This window comes from Methylibium sp. T29-B, from assembly GCF_000576225.1.
In the GTDB taxonomy this organism is placed as follows: Bacteria; Pseudomonadota; Gammaproteobacteria; order Burkholderiales; family Burkholderiaceae_C; genus Methylibium; species Methylibium petroleiphilum.
The window spans coordinates 1-729 of record NZ_AZSN01000390.1; the positions used below are offsets into that span (position 1 = coordinate 1).

Here is a 729-nt window from a genome sequence, read left to right on the forward strand (position 1 = left end):
GTCCAGCAGCGCGGCCCGCATGGCCAGGCCGGCGTCCAGCAACTCGCTGCGCCCGGCCGCGGCGGCATCGCCCGCGGGCGCGGCATCGAGGCCGCCGCCGCTGAGATACTCGTAGACGAAGAGGGTCTGGGTCATCCTATGCACATCATTCCGGTCATCGATCTGCTGGACGGCCAGGTGGTCCGCGCGGTGCGTGGGGAGCGCCGGCACTACCGGGCGATCGCCTCGGCGCTGTGCGGCAGCGCCGATCCGCGGATCGTGGCTCGGCGGCTATGCGAACACTGTGCCACCGATACGCTGTACCTCGCCGACTTGAACGCCCTGCAGGGTCGGCCGCCCCAGCTCGAATGGCTGCGCACGCTGCTGCAGGACCAGCCGGACGTGGCGCTCTGGCTCGACGCCGGCTTCAGTGGCCCGGACGCCGCCGCCCACCTGCTGGCCCGGCTGGCGCCCACGGCGGCAGCGCGCGTCACGCCGGTCTACGGCAGCGAATCGCTGCGCTCGCGCGAGGCGCTGGCCGCCTGCTTCGCGCCGCCGTCGCGCGCCCTGCTCTCGCTGGACCATCGCCAGGGCGCACCGCTCGATCCGGCCGGCGTGTGGGAGCTGCCGGCGCAGTGGCCGCGGCGCCTGATCGTGATGACGCTGTCGAGCGTGGGCAGCGATGGCGGTCCCGACCTCGACACGCTGGCCGCGGTGCGCGCGCGGGCGCCGGACGCGCAGCTGATCGGC

At 74.5% G+C, this 729-nt stretch carries 1 protein-coding gene; it reads left to right on the forward strand.

The features are described from left to right. Positions 1 to 138: 138 nt before the first annotated feature. A partial coding sequence (locus Y694_RS22125) for a HisA/HisF-related TIM barrel protein (protein ID WP_036236865.1) occupies positions 139 to 729 on the forward strand: 591 nt, incomplete at its 3' end.